The organism is Kitasatospora sp. NPDC127035, from assembly GCF_042726075.1.
Taxonomy (GTDB): domain Bacteria; phylum Actinomycetota; class Actinomycetes; order Streptomycetales; family Streptomycetaceae; genus Kitasatospora.
This window is the reverse complement of sequence record NZ_JBHXDN010000019.1, coordinates 1-26,381: the sequence shown is the minus strand read 5'-3', so window position 1 is coordinate 26,381 and position 26,381 is coordinate 1. Positions and strand designations below refer to the sequence as shown.

Genomic DNA, 26,381 nt, shown 5'->3' with positions numbered 1-26,381 from the left:
TCGGGGCGGAGGGTCCTCGGCCCGGGGGCCTCAGCCCAGGGTCGGCAGCTTGATCAGCACCAGCAGCGCCAGCAGTTGCAGCGCCCCCGCGCCGGCCGCCTTGCCCCACGGCAGGTCGTGCAGCCGCCGGACCATGGTGGTCAGCAGGACGGCGCAGAGCAGCCAGGTGGCCCAGCCGACGACCTGCACCACGATGTTGTCGGCCGGCAGCGCGAGGGCGAGCAGCAGCCGGGGCGCGTCGGTGGTCCAGCCGATCAGCACGGCGAGGCCGACCGTCGACTTCCAGGGGCCGTCCCCGCCGAACTGGCGGGCCAGCGCGTACGTCACCGCGCCCAGCATGCCGCCGGCCAGGGTGAAGCCGACCGCCGCCGCGAGCAGCGAGGTGAGCGCCACGGTGAAGGTCGAGTTGACCACGTCGTCGCGGGTCATCCCGAGGCCGAGCACGGCGAGGGCGCCGTACAGCAGCGAGACGGTGACGGCGGGCAGCCAGACCTGGTGGTCCCGGGTGCGGTCGAAGGTCGCGGTGGGGGTGCGGAAGAGGCCGATCAGCAGCTCGCGCCAGTTCGGCCGCGGCCCGGCGGCGTGCGGCGCGGACTGGCCGCCGGCGCGGTAGACGGCGACGTTGTCCTGACCGTATGGCTGCTCGTCCGGGTAGCCCTGCGACTGCCCGTACTGTTCCTGCCCGTACTGTTCCTGCCCGTACGGGGGCGCCTGGTACGGCTGCCCGTGCTCGTCGTAGTAGTACGGCTCGCCCGCGTACGGGTCGCTGCCGGTCGGGAACGCCCGGGTGTGACCCGGCTGGTTCGCCGCGTACGGATCGTGCGGGCCCTGCGGGGCGTACGGGCCCTGCTGCGGAGCTCCCTGCGGGCCGGTGAAGTACTCCGGTCCGTCGGTCGGCCCGTGCCCCCCGGGCGCCGCCTGCTGCTGCGGAGGCGCCGACCACCCGCCACGGGGGTCGGCGCCCTGACCGCTGTCGTATCGATTGCCAGCCACGCTCCGAAGGTACCCGCCCGACCGGCTCCGTGGCGGCCGGGCACCGGACCGGGTCCGGTTTGCAGCGAGCCTGTGACGCCCGCACGGCCTGCGGGGACCAGCGAGGCGCCCGGGACCACCGGGTCGGGCGGGACCACCGGGTCGGGCGGCCGGGACGGAACGCCTAGCGCTGCGCGGTGACCTTCGGCCCGTGCACCGCGGCCGCGGCGGCGGTGCCCGCCGGGCAGCCGCCGGGACCGGCCGAGGTGCGGACGGCGCCGGCCGGCAGCAGGGTGCCGCAGGCGATCCGGATGCCGTTCGGAAGCTCGTTGTCGGGCTCGACGATCGCGCCGTCGCCGATCACCGCGCCGTCCAGCGCGGTCCGCTCGCCGACCGTGGCGTAGGCGCCCACGATCGAGTCCTTGACCAGGGTGTCCGCCCCGATGAGCGCGCCGGGCAGGATCACGCTGCCCTCGACGATCGCACCGGACTCGACGACCGCGCCCTCGGAGACCACGGTGCCGCCGCTCAGCACGGCGCCCCGCTGGACGGTGGCGCCGGGCAGCAGCAGGGCGTCGCCGGTCGGGCCGGGCACGGCCGGCGAGTCGACCTTGCCGAGCACGAGGTCGGCCGAGCCGCGGACGAAGGCGGCCGGGGTGCCGAGGTCGAGCCAGTAGGAGGTGTCCACGACGCCGCGCAGCAGCGCGCCGGTGGCCAGCAGCTCCGGGAAGGTCTCGCGCTCGACGGAGACCTCGCGGCCGGCCGGGATGCGGTCGATGACGGAGCGGGTGAAGACGTAGCAGCCGGCGTTGATCTGGTCGGTGACGATCTGCTCGGGCGTCTCCGGCTTCTCCAGGAACTCCAGGACCCGGCCGTGCTCGTCGGTCGGGACGAGTCCGAAGGCGCGCGGGTCCTCGACCCGGGTGAGGTGCAGCGTGACGTCGGCCCCGGCGGCCACGTGGCCGTCGCGCAGGGCGGCGATGTCGACCCCGGAGAGGATGTCGCCGTTGAAGACCAGGACCGGTTCGTCGGGGCCGCAGGTCAGCCCGGTGGCGGCGTTGCGGATGGCTCCGCCGGTGCCGAGCGGCTCGCGTTCGGTCAGGTAGACCAGTTCGATGCCGTACGGGGTGCCGTCCTGGAAGTGGTCCTCGAAGACCTCGGCCAGGTAGGAGGTCGCGAGCACCACGCGGGTGACCCCGGCCGCTGCCGCGCGGGCCAGCTGGTGCGCGATGAACGGGACGCCTGCCACGGGCAGCATGGGCTTGGGGGTGTGGGTGGTCAGCGGACGCAGTCGCGTGCCCTTACCACCGACCAGCATGATCGCCTCGGTCATGGTCTGCGCTGTTCCCCTTGTGGTCTCTGCGGCCCGGCCCGGCGGGCCGATACCTCCGTCGGTGGTCAGAAATGCCGTTCCGGGAGCCGGAACGGATCGACCGGCACGAGGGCCGGTCCGGCGCCTACTGTATTTCCTTCTGACAGGGACGCCGTCCGGTGGTCCGGTGGTTGGCGCCCCGCCCGAGGGATTCGCACCCGAAAAGCCCGGCCCGGCGGGCGCACGTGGCACTCGCCGGGCCGGGCGGTTGTTGCAGAACTGTCGAACAACTGGGCGGCGGAGTGGCCGGGTTCGACCCGTCACCGCCCCGTCACCGCCCCGTCACCGCCTCGTTCAGGCGTCGACGGTCTCGGTTTCGGCCTCGGCCGGCGGGGCCGCCTTGACCGAGTCGAGCAGCAGCTGGGCGACGTCGACGACCTTCAGGTGTTCCTTCGCCGCGCCCTCGTTCTTCTTGCCGTTCACGGAGTCGGAGAGCATGACGAGACAGAAGGGGCAGGCGGTGGAGACGATGTCCGGGTTGAGCGAGAGGGCCTCGTCCACGCGCTCGGTGTTGATCCGCTTGCCGATGCGCTCCTCCATCCACATCCGCGCGCCGCCGGCGCCGCAGCAGAAGCCGCGCTCCTTGTGGCGGTGCATCTCCTGCTGGCGCAGGCCCGGGACCTTGTCCATGATCTCGCGCGGCGGGCTGTAGACCTTGTTGTGGCGGCCCAGGTAGCAGGGGTCGTGGTAGGTGATCAGGCCCTCGACCGGGTTGACCGGGACGAGCTTGCCCTCGTCGATCAGGTGCTGCAGCAGCTGGGTGTGGTGGATGACCTCGAAGTGGCCGCCCAGCTGCGGGTACTCGTTGGCGATGGTGTTGAAGCAGTGCGGGCAGGTCGCCACGATCCGCTTGACCGGGGCGTCCTCCAGCGCGGCGTTCAGCGTCTCGACGTTCTGCGCGCCGAGCATCTGGAAGAGGAACTCGTTGCCGAGGCGGCGGGCGGAGTCACCGGTGCAGGACTCCTCCTTGCCGAGGATGGCGAACTGCACGCCGGCGGTGTGCAGCAGCTCCGCGAAGGCCTTGGTGGTCTTCTTGGCGCGGTCCTCCAGGGCGCCGGCGCAGCCGACCCAGTAGAGGTACTCGACCTCGGCGGGGTCGATGTCCTCACCGATCACCGGCACCTCGATGCCGGTCTCCTTCTTGAGCTCCTTGACCCAGTCCAGGCGGGCCTTGGTGGCCATGCCCCACGGGTTGCCCTTGTTCTCCAGGTTCTTGAGCATCGCCCCGGCCTCGGTCGGGAACGAGGACTCGATCATCACCTGGTAGCGGCGCATGTCGACGATGTGGTCGATGTGCTCGATGTCCACCGGGCACTGCTCGACGCAGGCGCCGCAGGTGGTGCAGGACCACAGCACGTCGGGGTCGATGACCCCGTTCTCCTCCGCGGTGCCGATCAGCGGGCGCTCGGCCTCGGCCAGCGCGGCGGCGGGGACGCCGGCGAGCTGCTCGGCGGTCGCCCGCTCCTCGCCCTCCATGTCCTTGCCGCCGCCGGCGAGCAGGTACGGCGCCTTGGCGAAGGCGTGCTCCCGCAGGCTCATGATCAGCAGCTTGGGCGAGAGCGGCTTGCCGGTGTTCCAGGCCGGGCACTGCGACTGGCAGCGTCCGCACTCGGTGCAGGTGGAGAAGTCGAGGATGCCCTTCCAGGAGAAGTGCTCGACCTGGGAGACGCCGAAGACGGCGTCGTCGGCCGGGTCCTCGAAGTCGATCGGCTGCCCGCCGCTGGCCATCGGACGCAGCTCGCCGAGGGCGACGTCGCCGTCCTCCTCGCGCTTGAAGTAGATGTTGAAGAACGCGAGGAAGCGGTGCCAGGCGACGCCCATCGAGGGGTTGACGCCGATGGTGATGGCCCAGGCGAAGGAGGTGCAGATCTTCAGCATCGCGAAGACGTAGACCAGGTTCTCCAGGGTGCCGTGCGACAGGCCCTTGAAGGCCAGCACCAGCGGGTAGGAGATCAGGTACTTCGCCTCGTACGAGCCCACGTGCTCCAGCGCGCCCTCCAGGCCGCGCAGGATCATGATGCACAGGCCGATGCCGAGGATCGTGTACTCGACGTAGAAGGCCTGCCAGGCGATCGAGCCGGCGAAGCGCGACTTGCGGCCCGCCCGGCCCGGCAGGCTGAGCAGGCGGATCACGATGAGGGTGGCGATGCCGAGGGTGGTGAAGGTGCCGACCAGCTCGGTGAAGAGCTCGTACGGCAGCCAGCCGCCGAGCACCGGCAGCACGAACTCGGCGTCGAACAGCTGGAAGAAGGCGGTCAGCAGGGTCAGGCCCAGCGTGAAGAAGCCGACCGCGACGAACCAGTGGGCGACGCCGACGACGCCCCAGCGGTTCATCCGGGTGTGGCCGACGAACTCGACCGCCACGGTCTTCGCGCGCAGCGCGGGCTGCCCGAACCGGGTCGGGTCCGGCTGACCGGTCCGCACCACCTTGTAGATGTACAGCGCCGCACGGGCGGCGAGCGCGGTGCCGACCACGAACGTGACCAGCGAGATGACGATCGCTGCTAGCTGCATCGGCTCTCCGTCTCCTGCGGCTTTCTGGGGGTGCTGGGGTGCTGGGGGTACAGACTCTCGCGGTGATTGTACTCGCCGGTAACTTGCAGGGCCGACGGGCCGGACATTACCGCTCGTCAACACTTCTCCTGAAGATGCTCAAGGTATGGCGGCAGTCACGTAAGTGCACCCTGCCATCGCCGTCCGGGCGGCACAGGGCCGCTCGCCGCTCCGCTCTCCGCATTTCCGGCTCAGCAAAGTTGAGCGCTCCGGACTCATAGCTGTTGACGCCCCCCGCCTCGTCGTGCATCCTTGAGCCTGTAAAGCTCAACTCTTCCGTGGAGGTATCTACGATGGCACGCGCGGTCGGCATCGACCTCGGCACGACGAACTCGGTCGTCAGCGTTCTGGAGGGTGGCGAGCCCACCGTCATCACGAACGCCGAGGGCGCTCGGACCACGCCGTCCGTCGTCGCCTTCGCGAAGAACGGCGAGGTGCTCGTCGGCGAGGTGGCCAAGCGTCAGGCGGTCACCAACGTGGACCGCACCATTCGCTCGGTCAAGCGTCACATGGGCACCAGCTGGAAGATCGGCCTGGACGGCAAGGACTTCAACCCCCAGCAGATCAGCGCCTTCATCCTGCAGAAGCTGAAGCGGGACGCCGAGTCCTACCTGGGCGAGACGGTCACCGACGCCGTCATCACCGTCCCGGCGTACTTCTCCGACTCGGAGCGCCAGGCCACCAAGGAGGCCGGTGAGATCGCGGGCCTCAACGTCCTGCGCATCGTCAACGAGCCGACCGCGGCCGCCCTGGCCTACGGCCTGGACAAGGACGACCAGACCATCCTGGTCTTCGACCTCGGCGGCGGCACCTTCGACGTCTCGCTGCTGGAGATCGGCGACGGGGTCGTCGAGGTGAAGGCCACCAACGGTGACAACCACCTCGGCGGTGACGACTGGGACCAGAAGGTCGTCGACCACCTGGTGAAGGTCTTCCAGGCCGGCCACGGTGTCGACCTGTCCAAGGACAAGATGGCCCTGCAGCGCCTGCGCGAGGCCTCCGAGAAGGCCAAGATCGAGCTGTCCTCGTCCTCCGAGACCTCGATCAACCTGCCCTACATCACGGCCTCCGCCGAGGGCCCGCTGCACCTGGACGAGAAGCTCACCCGCGCCCAGTTCCAGCAGCTGACCTCGGACCTGCTGGAGCGCTGCAAGGTCCCGTTCCACAACGTGATCAAGGACGCGGGCATCGCCCTCTCCGAGATCGACCACGTGGTCCTCGTCGGCGGCTCGACCCGCATGCCGGCCGTCGCCGAGCTCGTCCGCGAGCTGACCGGCGGCAAGGACGCGAACAAGGGCGTCAACCCGGACGAGGTCGTCGCCATCGGCGCCTCGCTCCAGGCCGGTGTCCTCAAGGGCGAGGTCAAGGACGTCCTGCTGCTCGACGTCACCCCGCTGTCCCTCGGCATCGAGACCAAGGGCGGCATCATGACCAAGCTGATCGAGCGCAACACCACGATCCCGACCAAGCGCTCCGAGATCTTCACCACGGCCGAGGACAACCAGCCGTCCGTGCAGATCCAGGTCTACCAGGGCGAGCGCGAGATCGCCGCGTACAACAAGAAGCTCGGCATGTTCGAGCTGACCGGCCTGCCGCCGGCCCCCCGTGGCCTGCCCCAGATCGAGGTCACCTTCGACATCGACGCCAACGGCATCATGCACGTCGGTGCCAAGGACCTCGGCACCGGCAAGGAGCAGAAGATGACCGTCACCGGCGGCTCCGCGCTGCCGAAGGACGACATCGAGCGCATGATGCGCGAGGCCGAGCAGTACGCGGAGGAGGACCACAAGCGCCGCGAGTCCGTGGAGACCCGCAACCAGGCCGAGCAGCTCGTCTACTCGACCGAGAAGTTCATCGCCGACAACGCCGACAAGCTGCCGGCCGACGTCAAGACCGAGGTCGAGACCGCCATCGGCGAGCTCAAGGAAGCCCTCAAGGGCGAGGACATCGCGAAGATCCGCGAGGCCTCCGAGAAGGTGTCCACCACCGCGCAGAAGCTCGGCCAGGCGCTGTACGCCAACGCCGACGCCGCCGGCGCCGCCCCGGCCGGTGACGCCGCCGGTGCCAAGGACGACGACGTCGTCGACGCCGAGATCGTGGACGACGAGAAGCCCAAGGGCGGTGCGGCATGACGGAGAAGCCGCAGGGTGCTGAGCCCGGCGACGACTCCGCCGCCGAGGAGGCCGTGATCAAGGCTGCCGAGGAGGCTGCCGCGGGCGGTGCCGATTCGACCGCCGGCGCGACCGGCGAACCGGACGACCTCGCCACGGCCAAGCGCGAGCTGGCCGAGCGGACGGCCGACCTCCAGCGCCTCCAGGCCGAGTACCAGAACTACCGGAAGCGGGTCGAGCGCGACCGGCTGACGGTCCGTGAGATCGCCGTCTCCAACATCCTGGAGTCGCTGATCCCGGTCCTGGACGACATCGGCCGGGCCCGTGACCACGGCGAGGTGACCGGCGGCTTCAAGTCCGTCGCCGAGTCGCTGGAGACCGTCGTCGCCAAGCTGGGCCTGCAGCAGTTCGGCAAGGAGGGCGAGCCCTTCGACCCGACCATGCACGAGGCGCTGATGCACAGCTACTCGTCGGAGGTCACCGAGGACACCTGCGTCCAGATCCTCCAGCCCGGTTACCGGATCGGCGAGCGGATCATCCGCCCGGCGATGGTCGCGGTCGCGGAGCCCCAGCCCGGCACCCAGACCACGTCCGGCCCGGACACCGACACCGCCAAGGGCGGGGAGAAGAAGGACCAGGCCGACGGTGGCCCGGACAGCTGACCACCGGTGACGGCTGACAACCTGTGCGCTGCGGAGTCGTACGCCGGCCAGTACGGCGGCCGGCTCCGCAGCGCACTGTCGACGGGCCACGGCCGGCCCGTTGACAGCTCTGTGACGATGGACCTCGGGAGGTGGCGCCAGCCATGAGCGGCAAGGACTACGTGGAGAAGGACTACTACAAGGTCCTCGGCGTGCCCAAGGACGCCACCGCCACCGAGATCAAGAAGACCTACCGCAAGCTGGCCCGCGAGTTCCACCCCGACGCGAACAAGGGTGACACCGCGGCCGAGGAGCGGTTCAAGGACATCTCCGAGGCGTACGACGTCCTCTCCGACGAGAAGCGCCGCAAGGAGTACGACGAGGCCCGCAGCCTCTTCGCCAACGGCGGCTTCCGCGCCGGCGGCCCCGGTAACGGCAACTACAGCTTCGACTTCGGCGACCTGTTCAGCGGCAACCAGGCCGGCAACAGCGGTGGCCTCGGCGACGTCTTCGGCGGCCTGTTCAACCGCGGCGGCGCCCGGCAGGCCCAGCCCCGGCGCGGCGCCGACGTCGAGACCGAGGTGACGCTCTCCTTCGAGGAGGCCGTCGACGGCGCCACCGTCCCGCTCCGGATGACCAGTCAGGCCCCCTGCCGCCACTGCAACGGCACCGGTGCCAAGGCCGGCACCACCCCCCGGGTCTGCCCGACCTGCGTCGGCTCCGGCACGGTCAGCCGCGGCCAGGGCGCCTTCGCCCTCTCCGAGCCCTGCCGGGACTGCCGCGGCCGCGGCATGATCGTCGACGACCCGTGCACCGACTGCCACGGCAGCGGCCGGGCCAGCTCCGCCCGCACCATGCAGGTCCGGATCCCGGCCGGTGTCCAGGACGCCCAGCGGATCCGCCTCAAGGGCAAGGGCGCGCAGGGCGAACGCGGCGGCCAGCCCGGCGACCTCTACGTCACCGTGCACGTCGACCCGCACCCCGTCTTCGGACGGAAGGCCGACAACCTGACCGTGACCGTCCCGGTCACCTTCCCCGAAGCCGCGTTGGGGGGCACCATCGAGGTGCCGACCCTCAACGGCCCCTCGGTGAAGCTCAAACTCCCCCCGGGCAGTGCCAACGGCCTCACCCTGCGGGCCCGCGGCAAGGGCGCCACCCGCAAGGACGGCACCCGGGGCGACCTCCTGGTCACCGTGGAGGTCGTGGTGCCCCAGCACGTCACCGGCGACGCGCTGGCCGCTCTGGAGCAGTACCGCGAGGCCACCGCCTCCGACGACCCGCGAGCCGCCCTGTTCCGAGCGGCGAAGGGAGCGTGACGACCAGATGACCCCCGACAGCACCGGCCACGGCCCGATCGGCCCCGGCATCGGCGAGGGACTGCCCGGCGGCGGCCCCCCGCGCGCGCGCCGGGCCGTTCCGCAGCCCCAGTACGTCCTCACCGAGGACACCCCGGTCTACGTGATCTCGGTGGCCGCCGAGCTCTCCGGCCTGCACCCGCAGACCCTCCGCCAGTACGACCGCCTCGGCCTGGTCTGTCCCGACCGCACCGCCGGCCGCGGGCGCCGCTACTCGGCGCGCGACATCCAGCAGCTGCGCGACGTCCAGCGGCTCTCCCAGGACGAGGGCATCAACCTCGCCGGCATCAAGCGGATCATCGAGCTGGAGAACCAGGTCACCGCCCTCCAGTCCCGGATCGCCGAGCTCACCGACTCCCTCGAAGGCGCGGCCACCGCCCTCCAGCAGCGCGAGGCCACCATCCACGCCTCCTACCGCCGCGACCTCGTCCCCTACCAGCCCCCGACCCCGCACTCCAGCGCCCTGGTCGTCTGGCGTCCCAAGCGCTGACCCGGCCACGACGGTCGCCGCCGCCGGTTCCCTCTGGTTGGGGGGTGCCGGCGGTGCTTGCGTGGTGAGAGAGTGCTTTCTGCAGGCGAGAGCGGATCAAGAGCGCCGATGCCGGTTCGCGGAGGCTCTGGCTAAGATCCCCATCGAAGCCGGCGAACCGGCCTCACTCAGCTCTATCCGAACACCAGGGAGCCGCAGATGAGCGAGACGGCCGAGCCCGGACTCACCTCAGGCGGCCTCGGTGTCCTCTCGGACGGCGCTCGCAAGCTCTACCTCCACGTCCTGCACTCCCACGGCCGCCTCGTACCCGCGAGCCAGGAGGCCACCGACCTCAGGTTCCTCCAGGAGCTTCTCGACATCGGCCTGCTGGTGCCGGACACGGACGAGCCGGACGTGCTCGTCGCCGTGGACCCCCAGCAGCTCTCGTCCGGGCTCATCGCCTCCTGGCAGCGCAAAGCACTCGACCTGCTCTCCCGGGCCGAGGCACTTCCGATCGATTTGAAGGAACTGTCCGAGGCCTTCCACACGCCGAAGCAGACCGGCGGCAGCATCGAGTACGTCCGTGGAAAAGTACTGATCAATCAAAGACTCGGGCAGTTGACCACGAGTTGCACCGAGGAGTTCCTCGCCGCACAACCGGGTGGTCCCCGCCCCCCGGAGGCACTCGCCGGCAGCCGCGACCGTGATTTGGCTCTTCTCCAGAGAGGCGCCACGTTTCGGACCATTTACCACCCCAGTACGCGTTACCACCCCGCCACCAGGGACTACGTCCTCGCCATCACGGACGCCGGGGGGCAGGTCCGCACCCTGGACGAGCCGTACACCCGGCTCATAGTCGTGGACCGCCGCACCGCCATCATTCCCATCGCGGACGACCTGAATGTGGCCGCGTTCATACACGACCGCGCGATCATCAGCTATCTGGTCTCCGACATCTTCGAGCGCAACTGGAACCGCGCTCTCGATTTCGACGGCGCCCGCGCGGTGCCGCAGGAGGTCATCTCACGCCTGCGGCAGACGATCATCGATCTGCTGCTGAAAGGCACCAGTCACCGCGTGATTGCCCGAAGCCTGGGCATCAGCGAACGCACGCTGGCGCGTCACATAGCGGACATGCGTGAGGACTACCGGGTGGATTCGCTGTTCCAGCTCGGGTACATGCTGGCCCGGACCACCCAGAGCGGGCACCCCGAAGAACGCCTCGGGGAACACGACCCGTCAACCGACTGACCGCCCGGGGCCCCTGACGGCCCGCCCGGGCGTCACGTGCCGAACTCAGGTCCAGTTGCTGTCGTTCGCGGTGAGGGCCAGCGTGACCAGGGCCGGAGCGTCGGCGGGCACGGAGTTGGCGGTACGCGGCGCCGGCTGGTGGCCGGAAGCCGCCGACGTGACCTGGCTGCTCGCGGTCAATACCGCTATAACAGCAACGACCGAAGCCGCAGTGATGCGAACGTGTCGGCGCAGGCGAAGCATTGCGATCACGCCTTCCTGAGTTAGTCGCGGGTATCGAGCAATGGGAACAGCTACGCAGCCGCCCACATAATGCCCCAGCTCGAACGCACGCGCCACATCCCCCCTCCACAGAGGTGCGTCATCTCCATGCCAGGCAGACAGATGACACCGCGAAGCAGTGGACTCCACCGCCCCGAACGATGGACGATCAGTTCGCTCCCGATGGTCCCGGCAAGCTCACCACACTTGCCGATGTACCTTCAATTCACCATTCGACTTAGCTCCCCCGAGCGAAGTCCGCAGCCTCGCCGATCAGAACCCCTAACCCTGCCGGACCTGGTGAACCCGGTCAGCCACTCCCCGGAGTCGACATGACTGAGCCCTACCTGCGTCACCACGACAGCCAGGCCCTCGAGGGCCGGCGTGCACGAGTCTTCCTGGCCGCGCCGCTCATGCGGTTGACCGGGCCGGCGGACAGTGTGGTGACCCTCGCCAGCCGGACGCGGCTGACCACCCTCCGCACCACCCTCCTCCGCAGTGGCGCCGCCGTGTACAGCGCCCACCACAGTGACGCCTGGACCGTCGCCGGGCGCGCCCCCGAGCCGCGCGTGCCGTCGGACTTCCGCGCGCTGCAGTCCGCCGACCTCGTCTTCGCCTACGTCGGCGCACCGCTGTCGGCCGGGGTCAGCCTGGAGCTGGGCTGGGCGTCGGCGCTGCGCAAGCCGATCGTGCTCCTCGTCGACGAGGCCATCACCCACAACCCGCTGATCGCCACCATCGAGCAGGTCGCCCCCGTCCTGCCGCTGGTCTTCGACGACACCTGGTCCCAGGAGGCCCTCCACCACACCGTGGAGACCGCCCTCGACTGGGCCGGCATGGCGCTCTCCCTGCGCGAGGGCTTCTGGACCGCCCCCGGCGAGCAGTTCACCGTCCCCCGTCAGCAGCCCCCCGCCGTCGGCCCGACCGGCTACTGGCCCACCGGCGCGGCCACCGGCTGATCCCGTCCGGGCTCCCCCGCCCGGGCTCCCGCACCTGCCGGCCCCCGCCGGCCCCGAAGGAACAGCGTCTCCGCGTCGTACCGCCCCGGACCGGGCACCGCGGGACCCCTCATCCGCCGGCCGAGCCGGAAGAGCCCCTCCACGTCGGGGAGTTCGCGCGGCGGACGAGGTGACCGACCCCATGACGCCTCAGCGGGCCGCGTTCGAGGAGCGGACGGAACGCCCCGGTGACCCCCTCCCGCGACGCGGCGGCGCGGATCCGGCCACCGTCCCCCGGCGGCGCCGGACAGCGCGCGTGGGCGGCCCCGTCCGGCAGCGGGACGCCGTGTTCGTCCGTCGTCCTCGCCGCGCTCCGCCGGCCGAGCCGGACGAGGCCCCGCACGCCGCGGCGGCCAGTGCGGGCGACCGCGATCAGCTCCTCCCCGCACTCGCAGAGCAGCTCGACAGAGCGACTCGGCAGAGCGACTCGGCCGGGCGGTCAGGCAGCGCGGTCAGGCAGCGCAGCGCAGCGCAGAGCGGCCGGGTTGCGGGTGCGAACGGCGCCGTCGGGCTCATCCGTCGTCACGGCCGCCCCGCATCAGCCAACCGAGCTGGAACAGGGTCTGCGCCCCGTACCGGTCGCGGAGGCGGGCGATGTGCGCGGCCACGGTCCGCTCGCTCAGGCCGAGGCGGGTGGCGACCGCACGCTGGGTCAGACCGCGGGCCAGCAGGCGGCCGACGCGGTCGGACGCGTTGTGGGGGTTGCGGGCCGGGCCGTCGGCGAGCGCGGCGGTCCAGTCGGTCGCGTCGGCGCGGGCCCAGTCGCGCTCGAAGGCGTTGACGATGAAGGCGATCGCGGCGCGGTCGGTGATGAAGGCGGCGGTGCTGTGGTCGTCACTGGCGGAGATCACCGCGACCGAGCGGTCGAAGATCATCAGCCGCTGGAACGGCTCGTCGAGGGTCCGGATCAGCGAACCGTGCCGGGTGACCTCCTCGGCGTAGGCCAGGGCGGCGGGTTCGGAGACCGCGACGGGCTGGTAGATGGTCCGCAGGGTGCAGCCGCGCTGCAGGAGCTGGACGTCCTGGACCAGGGCGCCCTGGAGGGCGTCGGCGGGCCGGTGGCCGGGCTGGGCGGTGAGGACCTCGGTGCGGCAGTCGGAGACCAGCTGGGAGATCCGGTGCCGGATGTGGGTGTGGCCCTCGATGTAGACGGCGCCGCCGGAGCGCTCGGGCGGCCGGGGCATCGCGTCGTAGGCGCGGGTGAGGCCGTCGAGGGTGCCGGGCAGGTTCTCGGCGCGGACGAGGAGGCGGGTGGCCTCGCTGCGGAGCTCGGCGCCGAGGCGGTCGCTGACCGAGCGCGGGCTGACGGCCGTGTAGCAGGCGTCCATCGGGTTGGGCATCAGCAGACCGATGGAGACGAGCTGGCGCAGGGCGCGCCGGTCCGGTTCGGGGACGTCCGCGACGGGGATCCGGCCGCCGTCGGCCAGGATGGCGAGGTAGAGGCGGCGGGCGGCCTCGTCGGGCTCGCCGCCGGACGCGGCCGGGCCGGTGGCGGCGCCCCCTCCGGCGCCGGCGCCCGGAGCGGTCGTCGGATCCGCCGTCCCCTCGACCGTCACGTCGAACGCTCCCTGCCGGATGTCTCGCGGATGTGTGCGCCCTCGCACGCCGTGCGCACTCGTCACACACGTTCGCCGGGCGTGATCACGGTACTGGGAGCCGGCGGGCCCCCGGACTCCGGGTGCCGTCGCACACGGGCCAGGGGGGCCGCCGGTCCACGCCACGGTCGCGGCGCTTCCGGCGAGGCGGAGCAGCAACGCCTCGCCGGCTCCGGTCCCGGGGGCCATCACCACACATGGCGTCCCGGCCGGCGCTCTTCCCCCCGATATGCAGGTACGTGCGGACGTACCGGACGCATCCAGTAATGAAGAGCAAGTCGCCGTCATCGGGCTGCGGTTGCCCGGTCGACGTGACGTGACTCCACCCTCACAGCGTGACGGCCGGTGAACAAGTGCCGCCCGACTGCATGTTCTCGCAATTGCAGGAACCTGCATCGTCGGCGTGGCGCGACGTCCGCCGCGGCGCCCTGGCGTATCGCGAACGTGCAGGTCAGGGCGGTGGGACGGCGGAGTCCGACCCTCCGGTCATTCGGAACCGAACGACCGCGTTCCGTTCCCCGCGGCCTACGCGCCGCTCCCCCCGTGCCTCCCCGGCCCCCGGTCCGAGCCCGTTCGGGCACCGTCCGGGTACCGTTCGGGCCGCCCGTACCGGACCGTACCGGAGTCACCCGGGGCCGGGAAGCCGCGGGGAGGCGCGGAAAGGCGCGGTGCCGCAGGGCCCCGGCCGGCCGGATCCGGGCCGTCCGCCAGGACGGGTGGCACCGGAGGACGCCCCCCGGGACGGGCGGTCCCGACCGAGCCGACGACAGCCTCCCGCCGGACCACCACGCCACCACACGGGACGCCTTGACGCATCGTCAGACCCCTGTCGAGCACCGGTGCCGGCCCCGGCTCAGCGGGCCAGCAGCCGGCCGCCCGCCAACCCGGCGGCGGTGCCGCCCGCGGCGAGGGCCCAGGAGGCCATCAGCAGGACGAACAGGGCGGTGGCGAGTCCGGTGAACCCGGGGAAGCCGGTGTGCCGGGCGAGGGCGGCGGCGCCGGTGACGCAGGTGCCGACCGGGAAGGTGAACGCCCACCACGTCATCGCGAACGACATGCCGGCCCGCCGGGCACGGAGGTTGGCGGCGACGGCGAGCGCCAGCCAGAGCATCGCCACGCCGAGCACCGCCACCCCGTACAGCTCGGCGAGGGCGAGCGCGACGGGGGCGATCGTCGGGGTCACCGGGCGTGCGGCATCGGCGAGTTGGTGCACCGCGGTGGTGGACTGGCCGAGCGGGCCGAGCACCAGGAAGAGCGACGGGGTGAGCGCCAGGGCGGGCAGCTTGCTGTGCACGAGACCGGTGAGCACCACCGGCAGCAGCGCCAGGGTGGCGAGCAGGCCGATCCCGAACAGCGCGCAGCAGGTGTACAGCAGCGCCTGCTGGGCGGTGCCGGCGGGCAGGTGCGGGATCAGCGCGGGACCGGCGGCGGAGGCGACCAGCGGAGCCACCACCGGCAGCAGCCAGGTCGGGTTGGCCTCCAACGGGGAGACCGTGTGCCGGGTGATCATCAGGTACGGGATGCCGGCCGCGACCAGCAGCGCGTACCCGGTGCCCACCGTCCAGAGCACGGCGTCGAGCGCGACGGCCGGGCCGGTCCCGATGACGCGGGAGCCGAGCGTCAGGGTCCCGAGCCCGACCGAGATCAGCGCCATCGGCGGACAGCCGTAGAAGACGGCGGTGGCCGGGTTGTCCAGCAGCTGGGCGCGGGCGGCGTCCCGGTGACGGGTGAGGTGGACCAGCCGGGCGGACCCGAGCACCAGCAGACCGGCCAGCCCGAGCGCCCACATCACCTCGCCGAACCCGATCAGGCCGGGCAGCCGGACCGGGAGGGCGGCCGCACCGTTGCCGACGATCGCGGTGCCCATGACCGCCGCGTACCAGTTCGGCCCGAGCTGTGCGAGGTCGAGCCGGCGGGCGCGGTCGGACGGGCGCAGACGGGGGCGAGGGCGGGGGCGGGGGTGCGTGCGGGGGCTGATCAGGGTGGCCATGGCATCAACCGTCTCCCGGTGCGACCCCGGCCGGTAGCGCCGAACGCTCTATGAGGGCATAGCCTGAACCTATGGCCCTCTCCCCGCGCGTCCCCGAACTCGGTGCGCTGGAGCTGCTGCTCGCAGTGGCCCGGCTCGGCAGCGTCGGCCGGGCCGCGGCCGAACTCGGGGTGAGCCAGCCGACCGCCAGCGCGCGGATCAAGGGCATGGAGCGGCTGATCGGCGTCCCGCTGCTGGACCGCTCCCCGCGCGGCTCCCGGCCGACCGAGGCCGGCCGGCTGGTGGTCGAGTGGGCCCGGCAGGTGGTGGAGGCCGCGCAGGCACTGGACGCCGGGATCGACGCGCTCCGCGAGCGCCGGGACGCCCGGCTGACCGTGGTGGCCAGCCTGACCGTCGCCGAGTACCTGATGCCCGGGTGGCTGCTGGCGCTGCACGAGGCGAGCCCGGGGACCGCCGTGACGCTGCGCACCGCGAACTCCGCGGACGTGGCCGGGCACGTGCTGGCCGGGGACGCGGACCTCGGCTTCGTCGAGGGCCCCTCCGCTCCGCCCGGACTGGCCGGCGCGGTGGTGGCGGCCGACCGGCTCGTCGTCGTGGTCTCGCCGGGCCACCCCTGGGCGCGCCGCCGCTCCCCCCTGACCCCGGCGGAGCTGGCGGCGACGCCGCTGGTGCTGCGCGAGCCCGGCTCGGGGACCCGGGAGGTGCTGGAGATGGCGCTGGCGCCTTACGGGGGCGCGGCCCGGCCGCGGCTGGAGCTGGCCTCGTCGACGGCGCTGAAGGCGGCGGCGATGACCGGCGCGGGGCCGGTCTGCCTGAGCGAGCTGGCGGTGGTGGAGGAGCTGGCGACCCGGCGGCTGGTGGAGGTGCCGCTGGCGGAGGGGCTGGACCTGCGACGGCCGCTGCGGGCGGTCTGGCCGGCCGGCCGGCGGCCGAGCGGGCCGGCCCGGGAGCTGCTGACGCTGACCCGGCGGACGGCGGCCCCGAGGCGGGCGACCGGGGCGCGGCGGTCGGCGGCCCGGACGGCGGAGGCCGGGGCTCCGGGGATCCGGCCCGCGGGCGGCGGCGCGCCGGGGGCCCGGGCCGCGGAGAACGGCGCCGCGGGGAACCGGGCCGCGGGGGCCCGGAGACCCGCCCCGCACGGGCGCCCCGACCGTTCATCTGAAAGTTGAGCGGAATAGACTCAACTTAGTGCATGCTGTAGAGAGCAGAACCAACGCACGACAAGGGAGGACACCCCAGCAGTGGACGCCAGCAAGTTCACCACCAAGACGCAGGACGCCCTGTCCGCCGCGATCCGGCAGGCCGGGGGCGCGGGGAACCCGGACGTCAAGCCGGTGCACATCCTGATCGCGCTGCTGGAACAGCCCGAGGGCATCGCCAGGCCGCTGCTGGAGGCGGTCGGCGCCGACGTGTCGCGGGTCGAGGCCGAGGCCCGCCGCCTGCTGACCGGGCTGCCCAGCGCGATGGGCTCGACCGTCGCCGCGCCCCAACTGGCCCGCGACACCCTGGCGGTGCTGACCGAGGCCGGCCGGCGCGCCGACGACCTCGACGACCAGTACGTCTCCACCGAGCACCTGCTGGTCGGCCTGGCCGCCGAGGGCGGTCCGGTCGCCGAGCTGCTGGTGCAGCAGGGCGCCTCCGCCAAGGCCCTGCTGGCCGCGTTCAAGGACGTCCGGGGCAGCGGCCGGGTCACCTCGCCGGACCCGGAGGGTACCTACAAGGCACTGGAGAAGTACGGCACCGACCTCACCCAGGCCGCCCGGGACGGCAAGCTCGACCCGGTGATCGGCCGGGACCAGGAGATCCGCCGGGTGGTCCAGGTGCTCTCCCGCCGGACCAAGAACAACCCCGTGCTGATCGGCGAGCCCGGCGTCGGCAAGACCGCCGTCGTCGAGGGCCTGGCCCAGCGGATCGTGGCCGGCGACGTGCCGGAGTCGCTGCGCGGCAAGCGCCTGGTCTCGCTGGACCTCAGCGCGATGGTGGCCGGCGCCAAGTACCGCGGCGAGTTCGAGGAGCGGCTGAAGGCCGTCCTCAACGACATCAAGCAGAGCGACGGCCAGGTCGTCACCTTCATCGACGAGCTGCACACCATGGTCGGCGCGGGCGCCGGCGGCGACTCCGCGATGGACGCCGGCAACATGCTCAAGCCGATGCTGGCCCGCGGCGAGCTGCGGATGGTCGGCGCCACCACCCTCGACGAGTACCGGGAGCGGATCGAGAAGGACCCGGCCCTGGAGCGCCGGTTCCAGCAGGTGCTGGTCGGCGAACCCAGCGTCGAGGACTCGATCGCCATCCTGCGCGGCCTCAAGGGCCGGTACGAGGCGCACCACAAGGTGCAGATCGCGGACGCCGCGCTGGTCGCCGCGGCGACGCTCTCCCACCGGTACATCACCTCCCGGTTCCTCCCCGACAAGGCGATCGACCTGGTCGACGAGGCCGCCTCCCGACTGCGGATGGAGATCGACTCCTCGCCGGTCGAGATCGACGAACTCCAGCGCTCCGTCGACCGGTTGCGCATGGAGGAGCTGGCGCTGGAGAAGGAGTCGGACCCGGCCTCGGTCGACCGGCTGGCCCGGCTGCGCCGCGATCTCGCCGACAAGAACGAGCAGTTGAGCGTGCTCACGGCCCGGTGGGAGCAGGAGAAGAAGAGCCTCAACCGGGTCGGCGAGCTCAAGGAGCAGCTGGACGACCTGCACGGCGCGCTCGAACGCGCCCAGCGGGACGGCGACTTCGAACGCGCCTCCAAGCTGATGTACGCCGAGATCCCGGCCGCGGAGAAGGAGCTCACCGACGCCCAGGAGCGCGCCGCCGCCCAGGACGGCTCCGCCTCGATGGTCAAGGAGGAGGTCGGCCCGGACGACGTGGCCGACGTGGTCGCCTCCTGGACGGGCATCCCGGCCGGCCGGCTGCTGGAGGGCGAGAGCGCCAAACTCCTGCGCATGGAGGAGGAGTTGGGCCGCCGCCTGATCGGCCAGGCAGAGGCCGTGCAGGCCGTCTCGGACGCGGTCCGGCGGACCCGCTCGGGCATCGCCGACCCGGACCGCCCGACCGGCTCCTTCCTCTTCCTCGGCCCGACCGGCGTCGGCAAGACCGAACTCGCCAAGGCCCTCGCCGACTTCCTCTTCGACGACCAGCGGGCCATGGTCCGCATCGACATGAGCGAGTACGGCGAGAAGCACTCCGTCTCCCGCCTGGTCGGCGCGCCGCCCGGGTACATCGGCTACGAGGAGGGCGGCCAGCTCACCGAGGCGGTCCGCCGCCGGCCGTACAGCGTGGTGCTGCTGGACGAGGTGGAGAAGGCCCACCCCGAGGTCTTCGACGTCCTGCTCCAGGTGCTGGACGACGGCCGGCTCACCGACGGCCAGGGCCGCACGGTGGACTTCCGCAACGCGATCCTGATCCTCACCTCCAACCTGGGCAGCCAGTTCCTGGTGGACCCGGCCACCCCGGAGGAGCGGAAGAAGGGCCTCGTCCTGGACTCCGTCCGGGCCGCCTTCAAGCCGGAGTTCCTCAACCGGCTCGACGACATCGTGGTCTTCGACCCGCTCGGCACCGCCGAGCTGAGCAGGATCGTCGACCTCCAGGTGGCCGCGCTCGGTGCCCGGCTGCGCGAGCGGCGGCTCACCCTGGAGGTCTCCGCGGCGGCCCGCGACTGGCTCGCGCTCACCGGCTACGACCCGGCGTACGGCGCGCGGCCGCTGCGCCGGCTGGTGCAGTCGGCGATCGGCGACCAGTTGGCCAGGGCGATCCTGGCCGGCCAGGTGCACGACGGCGACACCGTCCTGGTCGACCGGGACGACGAGACCGACCGCCTCACCGTCCGGGCCCGCGGACCACTGGAGAAGTAGCGCCGGCGGACCTCGTCGGACCCGGTCAGCGGGGCCCGCCACCCCCGGTGACCTGCCGCGCGCACCCCCGGTGACCGGGTCCGGTCACCGGGGGTGCGCCATGATCCGGCCATGCCCGGCCGGAGCGCGGTCTCCCCTGTGAGGCAGGGCCCCGATGAGGCAGGATGGGAGGTGGAAGGGCGGCCTCTCATTGCCGACCACCACGTGCACTGAGGAAGAGGACCCTATGAGCATCGACCCGTCGTCCATCCCGTCGTTCGGTGTCCCCCAGGGCGGGCAGCCGGGCGGTCAGGGCGGCCGTCCGGACGGCCCGCCGCCGATCATCGTCCCGGACCAGGCCCTGGTGGGCCAGCTCCTCGACCAGATGCAGCTGAAGCACGTCGTGGACGAGGAGGGCGACCTCACCGCCCCCTGGGAGGGCTTCCGCGTCTACTACATGTTCCGCGGTGAGCAGAAGGAACTCTTCGCCGTCCGCGCGTTCTACGACCGCTCGTACCCCCTTGAGGACAAGGCCGAGATCCTCGACCTGATCGACGAGTGGAACCGCGAGACCCTCTGGCCCAAGGTCTACACGCACACCCACGAGGACGGCGTCGTCCGGCTGATCGGTGAGGCCCAGATGATCGTCGGCACCGGCGTCAACCTGGACTACTTCGTCACCACCACCGCCAACTGGACCCAGGCCGCGGTGGGCTTCGAGCAGTGGATCGTCGAGCGCCTCGGCCTGCAGAAGGACATCGAGGGCGAGGACGGCGAGGGCAAGCCCTCCGAGGGCACCGACGAGGCCTGATCCTCCGCCTCCGGCCCTCCGCCACGGCCCGCCACCGGCACTCCGGTGGCGGGCCGGCGCCGTTCCCGGCGGGCCGTCCTTGTCCCGGGCCCTCCCCTGGCCCGAGGATGGGGGTCGACCACGAGGTGTGAGGAGCCGTGATGGGTGCGAGGCCGCTGCTGAACCGCCGGCTGGAGGGACTCGGCACCACGATCTTCGCGGAGATGTCCGCGCTGGCCGTGGCGACCGGTTCGATCAACCTCGGCCAGGGGTTCCCGGACACCGACGGGCCGGAGGCGGTGCGCGAGGCCGCCGTCCGTGCGCTGCGCGAGGGGCTCGGCAACCAGTACCCGCCCGGCCCCGGGGTCCCCGAGCTGCGCGCCGCGATCGCCGGTCACCAGCGGCGCTTCTACGGCCTCGCGTACGACCCGGACACCGAGGTGCTGGTCACCGCGGGCGCCACCGAGGCGATCGCCGCCACGCTGCTGGCGCTGCTGGAGCCGGGCGACGAGGTGATCGCCCTGGAGCCGTTCTACGACTCGTACGCCGCCTGCATCGCGATGGCGGGCGCCGTCCGCGTCCCGCTCACGCTGCGTGCCCCCGACTTCCGCCCCGACCTGGACCGGCTCCGGTCACTGGTCACCCCGCGTACCCGGCTGCTGCTGCTCAACTCGCCGCACAACCCCACCGGCCTGGTGCTCACCCCCGAGGAGCTGCGCGCGGTCGCCGAACTCGCCGTCGAGCGCGACCTCCTGGTGGTCACCGACGAGGTCTACGAGCACCTGGTGTTCGGCGGCGCCCACCACCCCGTCGCCGCCCTGCCCGGCATGCGCGAGCGCACCGTCTCCATCTCCTCGGCGGGCAAGACCTTCTCGTTCACCGGGTGGAAGGTCGGCTGGGTCACCGCGTCGGCGCCCCTGGTCGCGGCGGTGCGCACCGCCAAGCAGTACCTGACCTACGTCAGCGCGGGACCCTTCCAGTACGCGGTGGCCGAGGCGCTGCAGTTGCCCGACGACTACTTCGCGGACTTCCGCGCGGATCTGCTGCACAAACGGGATCTGCTCGCGGACGGGCTGGGCGCCGCCGGTTTCCGGGTGTTCCGGCCGGCCGGCACCTACTTCATCACCACCGACATCACTCCGCTGGGCGAGAAGGACGGCATCGAGTTCTGCCGCACGCTGCCCGAGCGGTGCGGCGTGGTGGCGATCCCCAACGCGGTCTTCTACGACGACGTGGACGCGGGCCGCTCGCTCGTCCGCTTCACCTTCTGCAAGAAGGTCGAGGTCCTGGAGGAGGCGGTCACCCGGCTCGCCCGGCTCTGACCGATCTGCGGGACCTCTCGCACGTTCCGACGATTCGTCAACTCACCTGAACGGTAAGGGCTTTCCCTGCCGGTCGGGCAGTTTCCGCTGCCCCGGCGGCATGCCACGATGACGGCCCGGCGCCGTGCGCCCGGCGCGGCGGGGCAGGGGGCGTACAGGTCGTGTGAACAGCGCATGAGCAGCTCACACGGCGTGCGATCCGGGGCGAGGGGCGCGCGCGGTGCATAGTCGCACACCGGGTCGATCAGAGCAGGGAAGCAGATGTGCTCGAAACGGTGAATGCTTGACAAAGTTGGGTAAATCACCGACGGACCCGGCGTATTCGTGCTTCTCTGCTGCTGAATCTCCAGCCGGAATCCTTCCTTCCACGGTCGGCCGCGCCCTGGACCGCACAGCCACGAACAGCCTCGCCCTTGCCTAGGCCAACTCGCTGCTGCTCGGCGGGCGCGCACGGAGCTGAAACGCGGAGCCGAGCATGCTCACCACTTTGCAGACCTCCTACACGGACACCCGCGCGGGTGACCTGGCCTGGTGCCTGGGCGGCGACCCGCTGCCCGCTCTCGCGGTCCGCGACCTGAGACTCGACGGCCCCGGCCACCCCGGCCCGCCCGGCACCCTCCAGCTGCGGCTGCTGGGCGCCTCGCACCAGGTGGTGATCACCGCCGGCCCGGGCCACTGCCTGGAGACCGTCGCCTGCCTGCCCGGTCGCCGAACGCCGCTGCCGGCCCGGGTCGCCAAACAGGTCGACGGCTGGGAGTACGAGTTCGCGGCCCGGATCGAGGCGTTGCCGCCCCACGACTTCGCCGCCCGCGCCCAGGAGTTGCTGGCACTGGTCGAGGGGCACCCGCGCGGCCTGGCCGGGGTCTTCCCCGGAGACCCCAGCGCCTTCACCGCCCTGGTCACCCAGGGCGGCGCGGACCGGCTGCTCTGGCGCACCTGGCACGCCTACCCGCAGGAGGGGCAGCTGGTCTGCACCCGGTCCTCGCTGGTGGTCCTCCGGTGACCGCGACGACCGAGCCCTCCATAGCCCTGCCGTCGATCTTTCATTCGTACGCAGGAACGATTCGTCAACCTGTCACGCCTAGCTGTCCGTCGAATGGGCGCAGCCGTCCGTCCCGAACGTCGCCTAGCGTTTGTTCGTGATCAACCATCCGGCCGGTCCGCCCCCCGCACAGCCGGGCCTCGACCTCGACGACGGCAGCCCACCCCGGCTCGGGCGGAGCCTGACCCCCCTGCCAGCCCGCCGTCGGTGCCGGCTGCGTTCCCGCCCGCGGCTCGCCCGACTGGCCGTCCTGCTGGCCGCGTTCGTCTGCGCGGCCTGCGGACTCGTCTACGAGCTGGAACTCGTGGCGCTCGGCGACTATCTGCTCGGGGACTCGGTCACCCAAACCTCCGTCGTCCTCTCCGTCATGGTGTTCGCGATGGGCCTCGGCTCACTGCTCGCCAAGCGGTTCACCAGCCGCCCGGCCACCGCCTTCGCCCTGGTCGAGTGCGCCCTCGCCCTCACCGGCGGCCTCTCCGTCCTGGCGCTCTACTCGTGCTGGGCCTGGATCGGCCGCTACCAGGCCGCCATGGTCGGCATGACCTGCCTGATCGGCGTGCTGATCGGCGCCGAGATCCCCCTGCTGATGACGCTCGTCCAACGGATCCGGCGGGAGGACGCCGGACGGGCCGTCGCCGACCTCTTCGCCGCCGACTACGTGGGCGCGCTCATCGGCGGGCTCGCCTTCCCGTTCCTGATCCTGCCCGCCCTCGGGCCCGGCAGCGGCGCCCTGGTCACCGGCGCGGTCAACGCCGTGGCCGGCTCCGCCGTGGTGCTCTGGCTCTTCCGCGAGGAACCGGCGCCGAGGGTCCGGCTGATGCTCTGGGGCGGCTGCGCCCTGGTGCTCGCGGTGCTCGCCGCGGCCGCCGCCTGGTCCGGCGCGGTCGAACGCGCCGCCCGGCAGGCGCTGTACGGCGGGCAGGTGCGGTACGCCCACGGCCGGTACCAGGAGGTCGTGCTCACCGGCCCCGCCGAGGGCCCGCTCCGGCTCTACCTGGACGGCCGGCTGGCGGTCTGCGGGCCGGACGAGTACCGGGGCAACGAGGCCCTCGTCCACCCCGCGATGGGAGCCGGCCCGGACGGCCGGGTCCTGGTGCTCGGCGGCGGCGACGGGCTGGCCCTGCGGGAGGTGCTGCGGCACGGCGGGGTCCGCTCGGTGCTGGTCGTCGATCCCGACCCGGCGCTCCCCCGGCTGGCCCGGACCGACCCGGCCCTCGCCGCCCTCTCCGGGCACTCGCTGGAGGACCCCAGGGTCCGCACCGCCGAGGCCGACCCGCTGGAGTGGCTGCGCACCACCCGCCCCGCTCCCGGCCGGTCCTTCGACGTGATCCTCGCCGACCTGCCGGCGCCCGCCGACGGCGGCCCGGCGAAGTTCCACTCCCAGGAGTTCTACGGCCTCACCACCCGGCTGCTCGCCCCCGGGGGGCGGCTCGCCGTCCGGGGCGGCGGCGAACCGGGCGGCCGGCACGGCCTCTGGCAGGTCGAGTCGGGCCTGCGCGCCGCCGGCCTGCGGACCGTCCCGTACGCGGTCGCGGGCAGCGCGACGGCCAGCTGCCGCCCCGGACCGGAGGGTGACCAGACCTTCCTGCTCGCCGCCGCCGCCCAGCCGCCGCTCTCGCTCGCCCCCGACGCGCCGCCCCCGCGCGCCCTCACCCCCGACGCCCTCCGCGCGTCCGCGGCCCGCCTCGCCGCGGCCCGCCCCGCCCGTCCACCCGCCGCCCTGACCCTGCTCGGCCCCCGCTGAGCCCCTCCGGCGCCCGGAGCCCGTACGGGGGCCCCGGCGCCCGTACGGGGCCGCTCCGGGCCCGGGGCCCCGACCCGGAACGGCCCCGGGGCGGGGCTCGGGCGACAGCTGGGGGACAGGGCGGGGCCCGGAACGGGTTCGGTCGGTAGGCTCCCTGACATGGAGCATGAGGTTGTCGTCCCGATGCCGGCCGGGCTGGTCCGGCAGGCCCTGCAGGATCCGGCGCTGCTGGCGCGTTCCGTGCCGGGGCTGAGCACCGAACCGGCTGCCGTCGGCAGCGGCCCGGCCGACGAGATCGCCGGGCGGCTGAAGCTGCGGATCGGCACCTCCACCATCACCTACAAGGGTGGTCTCTCACTGATCGAGGGCCGCGAGGGCGTGCTGACCGCGTTCGCCGAGGGCCAGGAGGCCCGCGGCAGTGGCGAGGCCACCGCCACCGTCCGGGTCAGCGTCGCCGACGGCGCCGAGGACGGCACGGCGGTGGTCCGCTTCACCGGCGACCTGACCGCCTCGGGGCGGCTGACCGAGTTCGACGACGAGACCCTCGCCGCGACCGGCCGCCGGCTGCTGGACCGGTTCGCCGCGGCCCTCGCCTCCCCCGACGGCGCGCCGGAGGTCGTCCCGGACGAGGACGAGGAGGCGGCCGTGGGCGCGGACGGGGCTCCGGGCGCGGCCCGGGAGCCCGCCGCGGAGGACCCCGGGAGCCCCGGGGACGCCGAGGACGGCCCGGTCCGCCCGGACGGCCGGGGAGCCGGGTCCCCCGACACCTCCGAGGACGACCGGGCCGACCGGGCCGACCGGCCCGCTCAGGGCACCGTAGACGCCGAGGACGGCCAGGACGCCGATGACGTCGAGGAGCCCGAGGACGCCGAGGACGTCGAGGACGGCGGCCAGGACGACGAGGAGCCGCCGGGCACCGCCACCGTGGTGTTCCTGGAGGACCACCAGGAGGACCGCCAGGGCGAGCCCGGCGACGACCTCGACGACGACCTCTCCGACCTGATCGCCTTCTCCGACGCCGACGCCGAGCGCTTCGGCCTCCCCGTGGGTGACGTCGACGAGCCCGACCGCACCGCCGCCGGGGCCGGGGCCGAGGAGGCCGTCTCCGCCGACCTCCCCTCCGAGCTGCCCTTCGAGTACGAGCAGGACCCCGTGCTCGGCGGCCCGGTCCGCCGCAGCATCGTCGGCCGCTCCGCCGAGGAGGTCGACCACGCCCCGCCGCGCGGCCCGTACGCGCCCGCCCTGCCGGCCCGCAGCGCCCGGGCCCGCGCGGCCTCCCGCTGGGGCGGCGACGCCGGCGGGATCGTGGTGCCTGGCGTGGGCGGTCGCAGCGCGGTGCCGTGGGTGATCGGCGGCGGTGTGGCCCTGCTGGGCGGCGCGGTGGTGCTGGTCAGGGCCCTGCGCCGCCGTTAGCCGGGGGCCGCCCCCTAGACTGGACGCTCATGAGCAACGACCGCGACGCCCTGCTGGCACAGATCAAGGACAAGGCCGTCGTCCACGGCAAGGTCACCCTTTCCTCCGGCAAGGAGGCCGACTACTACGTCGACCTTCGCCGGATCACGCTGGACGGCCGCGCCGCCCCGCTGGTCGGCCGGGTGATGCTGGACGCCACCTCCCACCTGGAGTACGACGCCGTCGGCGGGCTGACGCTGGGCGCCGACCCGGTGGCCGCCTCGATGCTGCACGCCGCCGCCGCGCGCGGGCGTGAGCTGGACGCCTTCGTGGTCCGCAAGGCGGGCAAGGCGCACGGTCTGCAGCGCCGCATCGAGGGCCCGGAGATCAAGGGCCGCCGGGTGCTGGCGGTCGAGGACACCTCCACCACCGGCGGCTCGGTGCTGACCGCCGTCGAGGCGCTGCGCGAGGCGGGCGCCGAGGTGGTCGGCGTGGCGGTGATCGTCGAGCGCGGCGCCGCCCCCGCCATCGAGGCCGCCGGCCTGCCGTACGTCACCGCGTACACCCTGGAGGACCTGGGCCTCTGAGCCCGGGCCCGTCGTCTGCGCGGCGCCCCCGCCCGCTCCCTCCGCACCGCAACCGAACGGCCGGGGCCCGGTCCTGTTTCACGTGAAACAGGACCGGGCCCCGGCCGTT

18 protein-coding genes and 2 pseudogenes are annotated in these 26,381 nt (G+C 72.7%); 14 read left to right on the top strand and 6 right to left on the bottom strand.

All coding sequences use genetic code 11. The features are described 5' to 3' along the window. Window positions 1-30 precede the first annotated feature (30 nt). The 3 genes and pseudogenes from ACFWIC_RS15740 to ACFWIC_RS15730 form a co-directional block, all read right to left on the bottom strand. Window positions 31-993 carry a YIP1 family protein gene (locus ACFWIC_RS15740; protein WP_380518937.1) on the bottom strand — a complete coding sequence of 321 codons (963 nt, stop codon included), beginning with the start codon at window positions 991-993 and terminating at the stop codon, window positions 31-33. A gap of 238 nt (window positions 994-1,231) precedes the next feature. Then, a pseudogene (locus tag ACFWIC_RS15735) lies at window positions 1,232-2,305 on the bottom strand (sugar phosphate nucleotidyltransferase); the annotation flags it as partial. 333 nt (window positions 2,306-2,638) lie between these two features. Continuing rightward, on the bottom strand, window positions 2,639-4,858 hold the full coding sequence (locus tag ACFWIC_RS15730) for a (Fe-S)-binding protein (RefSeq protein ID WP_329948344.1): 2,220 nt from the start codon (window positions 4,856-4,858) through the stop codon (window positions 2,639-2,641). A 332-nt stretch (window positions 4,859-5,190) separates the two neighbouring features. Between ACFWIC_RS15730 and dnaK the strand changes: the two genes are divergently transcribed. From dnaK to ACFWIC_RS15705, 5 genes are all read left to right on the top strand, one after another. Then, window positions 5,191-7,029, top strand: coding sequence for a molecular chaperone DnaK (gene dnaK / locus ACFWIC_RS15725; RefSeq protein WP_329884887.1), 1,839 nt, complete (start codon window positions 5,191-5,193; stop codon window positions 7,027-7,029). After that, window positions 7,026-7,670, top strand: coding sequence for a nucleotide exchange factor GrpE (gene grpE / locus ACFWIC_RS15720; protein WP_329884886.1), 645 nt, complete (start codon window positions 7,026-7,028; stop codon window positions 7,668-7,670). Before dnaK ends, grpE begins: the two co-directional genes overlap by 4 nt. A 143-nt stretch (window positions 7,671-7,813) precedes the next feature. Beyond that, window positions 7,814-8,965 (top strand): molecular chaperone DnaJ, encoded by a 1,152-nt coding sequence (dnaJ, locus tag ACFWIC_RS15715; RefSeq protein ID WP_329884885.1) that lies wholly within the window; start codon window positions 7,814-7,816, stop codon window positions 8,963-8,965. Window positions 8,966-8,972: 7 nt separating this feature from the next. Continuing rightward, on the top strand, window positions 8,973-9,494 hold the full coding sequence (locus tag ACFWIC_RS15710; RefSeq protein WP_329884884.1) for a heat shock protein transcriptional repressor HspR: 522 nt from the start codon (window positions 8,973-8,975) through the stop codon (window positions 9,492-9,494). A gap of 198 nt (window positions 9,495-9,692) precedes the next feature. Further along, window positions 9,693-10,724 carry a helix-turn-helix domain-containing protein gene (locus tag ACFWIC_RS15705; protein ID WP_329884883.1) on the top strand — a complete coding sequence of 344 codons (1,032 nt, stop codon included), beginning with the start codon at window positions 9,693-9,695 and terminating at the stop codon, window positions 10,722-10,724. A 45-nt stretch (window positions 10,725-10,769) separates the two neighbouring features. Here the strand turns inward: ACFWIC_RS15705 and ACFWIC_RS15700 are convergent, their stop codons facing one another. Continuing rightward, window positions 10,770-10,904, bottom strand: coding sequence for a hypothetical protein (locus ACFWIC_RS15700; protein ID WP_329884882.1), 135 nt, complete (start codon window positions 10,902-10,904; stop codon window positions 10,770-10,772). A gap of 413 nt (window positions 10,905-11,317) precedes the next feature. Here ACFWIC_RS15700 and ACFWIC_RS15695 point away from each other — a divergent pair, with 413 nt between their 5' ends. Next, entirely contained in the window at window positions 11,318-11,944 is a 627-nt protein-coding gene (locus ACFWIC_RS15695) for a hypothetical protein (protein WP_329884881.1), read from the top strand. Between the two features lie 551 nt (window positions 11,945-12,495). On the opposite strand, the gene ACFWIC_RS15690 is transcribed toward ACFWIC_RS15695, so the two are convergent. Further along, complete coding sequence (locus ACFWIC_RS15690) at window positions 12,496-13,539, bottom strand: LuxR C-terminal-related transcriptional regulator (protein ID WP_329948346.1); 1,044 nt, start codon at window positions 13,537-13,539, stop codon at window positions 12,496-12,498. Window positions 13,540-14,431: 892 nt separating this feature from the next. After that, window positions 14,432-15,568 carry a TDT family transporter gene (locus ACFWIC_RS15685; RefSeq protein ID WP_380360736.1) on the bottom strand — a complete coding sequence of 379 codons (1,137 nt, stop codon included), beginning with the start codon at window positions 15,566-15,568 and terminating at the stop codon, window positions 14,432-14,434. Window positions 15,569-15,639: 71 nt separating this feature from the next. On the opposite strand from ACFWIC_RS15685, the pseudogene ACFWIC_RS15680 reads away from it, so the two are divergent. The 8 genes and pseudogenes from ACFWIC_RS15680 to pyrE form a co-directional block, all read left to right on the top strand. After that, window positions 15,640-16,536, top strand: a pseudogene (locus ACFWIC_RS15680) (LysR family transcriptional regulator); the annotation flags it as partial. A 273-nt stretch (window positions 16,537-16,809) separates the two neighbouring features. Beyond that, entirely contained in the window at window positions 16,810-19,416 is a 2,607-nt protein-coding gene (gene clpB, locus ACFWIC_RS15675) for an ATP-dependent chaperone ClpB (RefSeq protein ID WP_380518928.1), read from the top strand. Window positions 19,417-19,642: 226 nt separating this feature from the next. Beyond that, window positions 19,643-20,206 carry a YbjN domain-containing protein gene (locus tag ACFWIC_RS15670; protein WP_329884877.1) on the top strand — a complete coding sequence of 188 codons (564 nt, stop codon included), beginning with the start codon at window positions 19,643-19,645 and terminating at the stop codon, window positions 20,204-20,206. A 140-nt stretch (window positions 20,207-20,346) separates the two neighbouring features. Continuing rightward, window positions 20,347-21,507, top strand: coding sequence for a pyridoxal phosphate-dependent aminotransferase (locus ACFWIC_RS15665; protein WP_329884876.1), 1,161 nt, complete (start codon window positions 20,347-20,349; stop codon window positions 21,505-21,507). A gap of 475 nt (window positions 21,508-21,982) precedes the next feature. Beyond that, on the top strand, window positions 21,983-22,510 hold the full coding sequence (locus ACFWIC_RS15660) for a DUF2617 family protein (protein WP_329884875.1): 528 nt from the start codon (window positions 21,983-21,985) through the stop codon (window positions 22,508-22,510). A gap of 136 nt (window positions 22,511-22,646) precedes the next feature. Next, window positions 22,647-24,293, top strand: a complete 1,647-nt coding sequence (locus ACFWIC_RS15655; RefSeq protein ID WP_380360741.1) for a polyamine aminopropyltransferase — start codon at window positions 22,647-22,649, stop codon at window positions 24,291-24,293. Window positions 24,294-24,452: 159 nt separating this feature from the next. Beyond that, on the top strand, window positions 24,453-25,706 hold the full coding sequence (locus ACFWIC_RS15650) for a hypothetical protein (RefSeq protein WP_380518924.1): 1,254 nt from the start codon (window positions 24,453-24,455) through the stop codon (window positions 25,704-25,706). Between the two features lie 29 nt (window positions 25,707-25,735). After that, a complete protein-coding gene (gene pyrE / locus ACFWIC_RS15645; RefSeq protein WP_329884873.1) occupies window positions 25,736-26,272 on the top strand; it encodes an orotate phosphoribosyltransferase in 537 nt (178 codons plus the stop codon). Window positions 26,273-26,381 lie beyond the last annotated feature (109 nt).

Coding starts and splice junctions, on each gene's coding strand:
- ACFWIC_RS15730 (WP_329948344.1), bottom strand. CDS start 4,858: ATGCAGCTAGCAGCGATCGTCATCTCGCTGGTCACGTTCGTGGTCGGC.
- dnaK (WP_329884887.1), top strand. CDS start 5,191: ATGGCACGCGCGGTCGGCATCGACCTCGGCACGACGAACTCGGTCGTC.
- grpE (WP_329884886.1), top strand. CDS start 7,026: ATGACGGAGAAGCCGCAGGGTGCTGAGCCCGGCGACGACTCCGCCGCC.
- dnaJ (WP_329884885.1), top strand. CDS start 7,814: ATGAGCGGCAAGGACTACGTGGAGAAGGACTACTACAAGGTCCTCGGC.
- ACFWIC_RS15710 (WP_329884884.1), top strand. CDS start 8,973: ATGACCCCCGACAGCACCGGCCACGGCCCGATCGGCCCCGGCATCGGC.
- ACFWIC_RS15705 (WP_329884883.1), top strand. CDS start 9,693: ATGAGCGAGACGGCCGAGCCCGGACTCACCTCAGGCGGCCTCGGTGTC.
- ACFWIC_RS15695 (WP_329884881.1), top strand. CDS start 11,318: ATGACTGAGCCCTACCTGCGTCACCACGACAGCCAGGCCCTCGAGGGC.
- ACFWIC_RS15685 (WP_380360736.1), bottom strand. CDS start 15,568: ATGGCCACCCTGATCAGCCCCCGCACGCACCCCCGCCCCCGCCCTCGC.
- ACFWIC_RS15670 (WP_329884877.1), top strand. CDS start 19,643: ATGAGCATCGACCCGTCGTCCATCCCGTCGTTCGGTGTCCCCCAGGGC.
- ACFWIC_RS15665 (WP_329884876.1), top strand. CDS start 20,347: ATGGGTGCGAGGCCGCTGCTGAACCGCCGGCTGGAGGGACTCGGCACC.
- ACFWIC_RS15660 (WP_329884875.1), top strand. CDS start 21,983: ATGCTCACCACTTTGCAGACCTCCTACACGGACACCCGCGCGGGTGAC.
- ACFWIC_RS15650 (WP_380518924.1), top strand. CDS start 24,453: ATGGAGCATGAGGTTGTCGTCCCGATGCCGGCCGGGCTGGTCCGGCAG.
- pyrE (WP_329884873.1), top strand. CDS start 25,736: ATGAGCAACGACCGCGACGCCCTGCTGGCACAGATCAAGGACAAGGCC.